This window comes from Kitasatospora arboriphila (assembly GCF_039528095.1).
GTDB lineage: Bacteria > Actinomycetota > Actinomycetes > Streptomycetales > Streptomycetaceae > Kitasatospora > Kitasatospora arboriphila.
The window spans coordinates 24929-32365 of record NZ_BAAALD010000089.1; the positions used below are offsets into that span (position 1 = coordinate 24929).

Consider the following 7437-nt stretch of genomic DNA (forward strand, 5'->3'; position numbering starts at 1 on the left):
ATCGACGACCGGCTATACATACTCGGTATGCAAAATGTTCCACTGTTTCGAGGGGGAGCCGTGTCTGGATCGGATGCGCAGGTCGTCCTGCGCCTGGAGAGGGTCGGCCGGGTGCACGGCGGCGGCGCGGGGGAGGTGTCCGCGTTGCGCGAGGTGGATCTCACCGTGCGCGCGGGCGAGTTCGTCGCGGTGATGGGGCCGTCCGGCTCGGGGAAGTCGACGCTGCTGGCGCTGGCCGGCGGGCTGGACCGGCCCACCACCGGGCGGGTGCTGGTCGAGGGGGTGCCCCTGGACGGGCTGAGCCGGCGCCGGCTCGCCGACGTGCGGCGCCGCTCGGTGGGCTACGTGTTCCAGGACTACAACCTCGTCCCGGCCCTGACCGCCGCCGAGAACACCGCACTGCCAAGGGAGTTGGACGGAGCCTCGGCCCGCACCGCCCGGCGGGAGGCGCTGGCGGCGCTGACCGAACTCGGCATCGCCGACCTGGCGGACCGCTTCCCCGACGACATGTCCGGCGGCCAGCAGCAGCGGGTGGCGATCGCCCGCGCCCTGATCGGCGAACGCCGACTGCTCTTCGCCGACGAGCCGACCGGCGCGCTGGACTCGCTGACCGGCGACGCCGTCCTGGAGGTCCTGCGCGGACGCTGCGACGCCGGGGCGGCGGCGGTGATGGTCACCCACGACCCGGCACACGCCGCCTGGGCGGACCGGGTGGTCTTCCTGCGCGACGGCCAGATCACCGACGAATCGGTGCAGCCGCGGATCGAGGCCGTCCGATGAGCGCCGGATCGTGGCGGGCCGCGCTGCGGATCGCCCGCCGGGACGCGTGGCGGACCAAGGGCCGCAGCGCCCTGGTACTGGCCATGGTGGCGCTGCCGGTGCTCGGTGTCGCCGGCGCCGACGTGGTCCACCGCAGCGGGCAGTTGACCGCCGCCGAACGCTCCGACCGGCTGATGGGCCGGGCGGACGCCCTGATCGGGGCGTACGCGCCCGGCCGGGCCGTCGAGCAGGCGGTCTTCCCCGACGACGGGGTCCGCACCCTGCCGCAACCGGCCGGCGCCGGGCAGGTGCCCACGCCGGACGGCGAACCCGCCGCGCTGCTGGCCACGTTGCTGCCGTCCGGCAGCACCCTGGTGCCGGCCCGTACCGGACCGGTGACCGGGGTGCACACCCCGGAGGGCCTGATGCCGACCGGAACCTTCGAGGCCGACCTGACCGGCCCGCTCTGGCAGGGCCGGCTGAACCTGGTGGCGGGCCGCGCGCCCGCCGCCCCGCAGGAGGCCGCCGCGACCCGGGAGTTCCTTGCCGAGAGCGGACTGCACCTCGGCGACCCGGTCACCCTCCAGGGTCTCGAGTCCGCGCCGCTCACCCTGACCGGCACCGTGGAGGACCCCGGCGACCTGCGGAAGGTCGAACTCGTCGCCCGGCCGGACACACTGTACGGGGCGCTGGACGCCGCCCAGGCCGCCGCCGGGCTCGCACCGCTGGGCAACGGGGCGCAGGAGGCCGCCGCCCGCAAGGCCGCCTGGCTGGTCGAGCTGCCCGCCGGAGCCACCCTCGACTGGGACCGGGTACGGGAGTTCAACCGCCACGGCTACACGGTGGCCGCCCGGCAGGTGGCCCTGCACCCGCCCGCCGCGGCGATGGAGCGCGAGGAGGCGTTCGGCGCCGCCGACCAGCGCGAGCGCACCGTGATGGCCGCAGCCACCACGGCCGCCCTGGCGCTGCTGGAGGTCGCGCTGCTGGCCGGACCCGCGTTCGCGATCGGCGCCCGGCAGGCCAGGCGCCAACTCGCCCTGCTCGGTGCGGCGGGCGGACGGCCCGGGCACGTCCGCGCGGTTGTGCTGGCCGGCGGCCTCGTCCTCGGTGCGGCCGGGGCCGCGCTCGGCACCGCCCTCGGCTGCGTGGCCGTCGCGCTGTTGCGCCCCTGGATCGAGCAGGCCGGCGGCAGCCGCTTCGGGCACCTGGCCCTGCGCCCGACAGACCTGCTGCTGATCGCCGCCACCGGCATCGCCACCGCCCTGCTGGCGGCCCTGCTGCCCGCCGCCTGGATCGGCCGCCGCGACGTGCTCGCCGCCCTGACCGGCCGCGACACCGTCCGCCCGGCGGGGCGGTGGGTGCCGCTGCTCGGCGCGGCCACCGTGGCCGCGGGCACCGGACTCGCCCTGTACGGGGCCGTCGCCGGACAGGTCGGCGGACCGCCCGTGGTCGCCGGACTGTCCGTCCGCACCCTGTCGGTGCTGGGCGGCGCGGTCACCGCCGAACTCGGGCTGCTGCTGCTCACCCCACTGCTGCTGGCCCTGTGCGGCCGGCTCGCCGGCCGGCTACCGCTCGGCGCCCGACTCGCCCTGCGCGACACCGCCCGGCACCGCTCCCGCACCGCGCCCGCCGTCGGCGCGGTGCTCGCCGCCGTCGCCGGGGCGGTCGCCGTCGGCGTGTACACCACCGGGTCCGAGGCCCAGGACCGGGCGGCCTACCAACTCCGGCGACCGGTCGACTCCGTCCAACTGGAGACGTACGGCGACGCGGCCGCGCTGCCGCAGCTTCGCACCGCGCTCGCCCAGGACCTGCCGGACCTCGGCGAACGCGCCGACCTCTACCAGGCCGAGTACGTCTTCTGCCAGGACTGCCGGGCCACCGTCCACGCCGAGGGCGGCCAACGCTACGGACGGACCGTCACCACCCCGTTGCTGGTCGGCGACGCCGCGGTCCTGCACAACCTGCTCGCCCTGCACGACCCGGCCGCCGAGGCCGCGCTCGCCGCCGGCAAGGCCGTCGTCACCGACCCCGCCTACCTGCACGACGGTCGGGTGCTGCTGCAGGCGCAGGGCGCCGGCGGCGCGGTACGGCAGGAGAGTGTGGACGGCGTCCTCGTCGAACGGCCCGCCGACCGGCGCTACGCGCCGGTGGTCGTCGGCGCGCAGACCGTCCAGCGGTTGGGCGGCCTGTCGGTGGAGCCCACCGGATCGATCTGGCTGCCCGCCGCCCCCACCCCCGAGAAGGCCGAACGACGGGCCGCCGCCACCGTCGCCCGGCTCGCCCCGCACGCCACCCTCGAGGTGGAACGCGGCTACCGGCCGACCAACAGCCTGATCGGAGTGGCACTGAGCGCTTTCGCCGCCGTGGTGGTCCTCGGTGCGGCCGTGGTCGCCACCGCGCTCGCCGCGGCCGACGCCCGCCGCGACCGGGCCGTGCTCACCGCGATCGGCGCCCGACCGCGCACCCGGCGCACCCTGGCCGGACTCCAGGCCGGCCTGATCGCCCTGCTCGGCGCCCTGCTCGGCACCGCCGCCGGCGCCGTCCCGGCCTTCGCCCTGCTGCGCTCGCGCGCCGCCGGACAGCCGGGCGCACCCGTGGTCCACCTCGCCGACGCGCCCTGGCCGACCATCGCCCTGCTGGCCGTGGCGCTGCCGCTGCTGGCCGCCCTGCTCGGCGCCGCCCGCCGGGACCACACCGGCCCCTGGCGCGGATAGCCGGCCCGCCGCCCGGGTGGCCGACCGGCCGCCCGGGCAGCCGCGCGCTGGCACCGATACGCAGCTCGGCGGTATATGTAGTCGCATGACAGAACGCGCGATGCAGGAATCCACCCTGCTGCTGCTCACCGCCCTCGCCGACGCCCCCCGGCACGGATACGCGCTGATCAAGGAGATCGACGCGATCTCCGGCGGGCGGGTGACGATGCGCACCGGCACCCTCTACGGGGCGCTCGACCGGCTGCTCCAGCAGGGCCTGATCGAGGTCGCCGCCGAGGAGGTCGTCGACGGCCGGGCCCGACGCAGCTATGCCCTCACCGGCGCCGGACGCGACGTCCTGGCCACCGAGGCCGAACGGCTGCGCGCCGTCGCCGCCGAGGCCCAGCGCCGCCTCGGCGGCCCCGCGGTCCACACCCGCCGGGCCCTCGCGTGACCGCCCGCACGGTGGCCCTGCGCACCGCCCTCGCCGCCTACCCGGCGCACTACCGCCGCGACCGCGGAGCCGAACTCGCCGAGGTCTTCGCCGACACCACCGCCGACGCCGGCCGGCTCGCCACCGCCCGCGAAGCACTCGACCTCGCCGCCTACGGCCTGCGGCTGCGCACCCGCCTGACCGCCACCACCCTCGGCGGCCGACTCCTCGCGACTGCCGCGCCCCTGCTCGCCGGCGCCCTGCTCGGTGCCGACCCCGTCCCCGGCCTCGCCGACCCCCGCACCCACGAGATCCGCGTCGCCGCCAGGTCCGGCCCGACCCCGCCCTGGGCCGACCTGCCCGACCACCTCGCCGGCCTCGGCCTGACCGTCGTCCCCGCCCTGCTCGCCGCCGCGGCCGCCCTCGGAGCCTGGCGCGCCGCCCGCGTCCTGGCCGTCGCCGTCACCCTGCTCGGCGCCCTGCGGATCGCCCTCGCGGCGCAGGACGCCCCGACCGGTTGGTGGGTGCTCTACACGGCGACCGCCCTGATGCCGTACCTCGCCGGCGGCGCCTTGCTGCTCGCCGCCCCGCCCGATCTGCTCGACGAACCGCGGCGCCACGCCCGGCCGCTCTTGGTGCTCGCCGGCGCGGCCGCCGGCTTCGCTGCGACGCAGGCGCAGGGGGGCTACGACACCCGGCACCTGATGGACGGGTGGCGGTCGCTCCTCCTGCTGCTCGCGCCCCTGCTGCCGGCCGTCCTGTGCGCAGCCCGCGGCCGCCTCGACGCCGCAGCCGCCGGGCTCGCCCTGCTGCCGCTGACCGCCGCCTTAAGCCTGTTCAGCCTCTGGCAGCAGGCGGGCGGAGTCCTCGGCCTGCTGCCATGGGCGGCCGCGACCACGTCGGCCCTGGCCGCCGCAGCGCGCCTCCTGGCAGGCCGTCACTCGCGAGCAGCGGTCAACTAGTACTGCGACGGTGCTTACCGTGACGGGGCTTCAGCCCTTGGGCTGTGGCCTCGTCTCTTGTAGTGGCTGGTGCGGGCCTGGTGTTGGCGTCGGCGGCGCCAGTGGGACCAGTGCAGGACGTGGTCGGGTCTGCGGCGAACAGGCCGGGTGAGGTGGGCGATCAGCCGTCGGATCTCGGGGACGGTGAGCGGGATCAGGTCTGGCGTTCGAGCAGGTCCGGCCCCTTTTCGAGGTGCTGGGCCCGCAGGACGGTCAGACAGGCGTGGGCGGCCATGGCGAGGGTGATGTGCCGGTACCACCCCTGGTGGCGTCGGACCTGGTAGTCGTCCAGGCCGCACTGGCCCTTGGCCGTCTGGAAGCACTCTTCGATCGCCCAGCGGGCACCCGCGACGGCGATCAGCTCGTTGAGTGTGGCGTCGGCGGGCGTGTAGGCGATGTAGTAGGCGACCTTTGTGGGATCGGTGATGCTGCGGCGGCCCGGGACCCAGTGCTTGCGGTCGGGGCGGTGCCAGGGCCGGACCTCGACGCGTGCCCAGTCGTAGACCCTGGGGCCGTGCGCGCCCTCGCCGCAGGAACGGCGCTTCCACTTCTGCCGCGGCAGGTCGGCGATCAGGTCGTGCAGTCGATGGTCCATGGCCCGCCAGGTGACGACGGTATCGTGCCGTGTGGTGGCCACGACGTGGAACACGTCGGCCTGCTCCAGTTCGAAGCGCCAGCCCTTGCTGTAGCCGTAGCCGGCATCAGCGGTCACCCAGCGGAACGGGATCTTGTCCTCGATCCGGTCCGCCACGGCCGGCCTCCTCGGCCACCGTCCAACCGTTCTTGCGCTCCAACGGCGCCAGCAGGCCACGCATGTAGGCCAGCGCCGACTCCCGCGACTCGCTCCGCGCGAACCGGTGAGCGAACCGCTCATGCAGCCCGGCCAGCCCGTCCGACCAGCAACGAGCATCGACCTCGGATATGTCCCCACCCATGAACAGTCCAACGGGCGAACACGACAACCGTCACGGTAAGCACCGTTGCAGTACCAACCGCCCCACCCCGGTACTGCGCAGCTGCGCACCCGCCCGTCCCCCGCTGCGCGGTACCAAGGTGGGCAGCCCTGAGGGCGGCTGCGCACCCGCCCGTCCCGCAATGCTCGGAGGCCGCCGTCCCAACTGGAGCGGCGGCCTCTTTTGCTTTCTCAGAGCGACAGCGGCCTAACGCCGCTCCCGGACCGTTCCCGCCGTGCATTGGCAATGAGGTCCCGCGCAGGAGGCGTGATCACCGTGGCGACGCAGTCGATCCGCTGGATGCTGACCTTCCCCGGACCGGCAGGCTGCCACGGGCAGCAGGACACCGTCACCGTGGAGCGGCAGGTCGGGTAGAGCCCGTACGGGCAGCCGGTCCATGCGGACGCCGACCGCACCGTCCGGGTCGAGATCGAGGAGGGCGGCCTGGTCCACGTCCTCGACTGCGCAGGCAGATCCGTACCGGACACACCCATCCACGCCCACCCCCTCCACTGACCCAAACCCGCGCCCGGCCGACCGGCCGCTGCTTCGCACCGCCAGTGCGCACCTGCTGTGCGCACATCCGTGGGGTCCGGGTACGCGCACCTGCGCACCCGGCCCGGCCGGTGCGCGCAGGCCGCCCGACCTGGGAGGCGAGCGGATCCTTGAGCAGTCGTAGTGCGCGCCATGAGGTCCCGGGGTCAGTCGGGACGGCCCGGGCGCCCGCCCCGGTCGTTCCGGATGCCGGCCCCGGCCGTCGCCCCGCCGCCCGCCGGGGTCCCTTGCGCAGCCGTCCGCCGACGGACCGAGTCCGGGTAACGGGCGCTGAACGTGAACGCCGCCGCGATCAGCGCGACCGGGATCACCCAGTTCAGCCAGTCGTCCCCGCCCTCGACGTGCACGGCGACCACCCCCAGCACCGCGATCACGGTGAACACCAGCCCCCACACCGCCGTCAGCAACCGGTTGACCCGCCGGAAGACCGGGCTGTCCCAGTACTGCCGCGGGGTCGACTCGCGCGCGTACTGCGCGGTGAACGGGTCGAACAGCAGCGAGCCGAACGCCACCACCGCCAGCACCCCGGACGAGATCGGCTGGGCGTACGTCTCCAGCCACTCCAGGTCGTCCCGGCCGAGGAAGAGCGCCAGCAGGCTCATGACCGCGAAGAAGGCGATGCCGGCCACGTCCAGGATCTTCCAGCCCCCTCGGCCGGCGGACGGCCGGCCTAACAGGACGGCCGTCACCAGGGCGGCGAGGGAGGCGTACTCCCAGGTGCTCGGGCTCGCCACCACGTCGAAGACGATCCACGGCGCGAACCCGGCGAAGTACCCGCCGCCGGCCGGCCGGCTCCCGTGCTCCCCGGTCCGCTGTTCCATCGGGCACCTCCGACCTCCGCGAACGGGTCCTCCCTCGATCGTGGGCGCTGCGCGGAGTACGCGCACGGGCAACCGTCGGGGCCGGGCCGCCAGCCCCCGTCACCGGCCGGGCCAGGACGCACGGAGGCCGTCACCCTGACTGGAGTGGCGGCCTCTTTTGCTTTCTCACTGGGCGTTTCGTCCCTGGTTTCGGGGGTCAGGTTCCGCGCCAGGTCGGGGTGG

The 7437-nt window shown here is 75.3% G+C and carries 6 protein-coding genes and 2 pseudogenes; 6 read left to right on the forward strand and 2 right to left on the reverse strand.

The window, feature by feature from the left end:
* Nucleotides 1-60: 60 nt before the first annotated feature.
* The 4 genes from ABD353_RS31645 to ABD353_RS31660 all read left to right on the forward strand — a co-directional run bounded on the left by ABD353_RS31645 (nucleotide 61) and on the right by ABD353_RS31660 (nucleotide 4847).
* The gene (locus tag ABD353_RS31645) at nucleotides 61-780 is read left to right on the forward strand and encodes an ABC transporter ATP-binding protein (protein ID WP_344627122.1); all 720 of its coding nucleotides are present in this window, start codon (nucleotides 61-63) and stop codon (nucleotides 778-780) included.
* A complete protein-coding gene (locus tag ABD353_RS31650) occupies nucleotides 777-3473 on the forward strand; it encodes an FtsX-like permease family protein (protein ID WP_344627123.1) in 2697 nt (898 codons plus the stop codon). Before ABD353_RS31645 ends, ABD353_RS31650 begins: the two co-directional genes overlap by 4 nt.
* 85 nt (nucleotides 3474-3558) lie before the next feature.
* Nucleotides 3559-3906, forward strand: coding sequence for a PadR family transcriptional regulator (locus tag ABD353_RS31655; protein ID WP_030264383.1), 348 nt, complete (start codon nucleotides 3559-3561; stop codon nucleotides 3904-3906).
* Nucleotides 3903-4847 carry a hypothetical protein gene (locus tag ABD353_RS31660; RefSeq protein ID WP_344627124.1) on the forward strand — a complete coding sequence of 315 codons (945 nt, stop codon included), beginning with the start codon at nucleotides 3903-3905 and terminating at the stop codon, nucleotides 4845-4847. Before ABD353_RS31655 ends, ABD353_RS31660 begins: the two co-directional genes overlap by 4 nt.
* A 193-nt stretch (nucleotides 4848-5040) precedes the next feature.
* Here ABD353_RS31660 and ABD353_RS31665 read toward each other — a convergent pair.
* Nucleotides 5041-5821 (reverse strand): annotated as a pseudogene (locus tag ABD353_RS31665) (IS701 family transposase).
* Nucleotides 5822-6106: 285 nt separating this feature from the next.
* Between ABD353_RS31665 and ABD353_RS31670 the strand changes: the two are divergent.
* Nucleotides 6107-6214, forward strand: coding sequence for a DUF6296 family protein (locus tag ABD353_RS31670; RefSeq protein ID WP_344627125.1), 108 nt, complete (start codon nucleotides 6107-6109; stop codon nucleotides 6212-6214).
* A gap of 15 nt (nucleotides 6215-6229) precedes the next feature.
* Nucleotides 6230-6355, forward strand: a pseudogene (locus ABD353_RS40595) (DUF6296 family protein); the annotation flags it as partial.
* Nucleotides 6356-6540: 185 nt separating this feature from the next.
* On the opposite strand, the gene ABD353_RS31675 reads toward ABD353_RS40595, so the two are convergent.
* Nucleotides 6541-7215 (reverse strand): DUF3159 domain-containing protein, encoded by a 675-nt coding sequence (locus ABD353_RS31675; protein WP_344627126.1) that lies wholly within the window; start codon nucleotides 7213-7215, stop codon nucleotides 6541-6543.
* Nucleotides 7216-7437: the final 222 nt, after the last annotated feature.

What these genes read in the sequence shown, in the direction of transcription:
- ABD353_RS31650 (WP_344627123.1), top strand. Translation starts at nt 777, where the DNA reads ATGAGCGCCGGATCGTGGCGGGCCGCGCTGCGGATCGCCCGCCGGGAC.
- ABD353_RS31655 (WP_030264383.1), top strand. Translation starts at nt 3,559, where the DNA reads ATGACAGAACGCGCGATGCAGGAATCCACCCTGCTGCTGCTCACCGCC.
- ABD353_RS31675 (WP_344627126.1), bottom strand. Translation starts at nt 7,215, where the DNA reads ATGGAACAGCGGACCGGGGAGCACGGGAGCCGGCCGGCCGGCGGCGGG.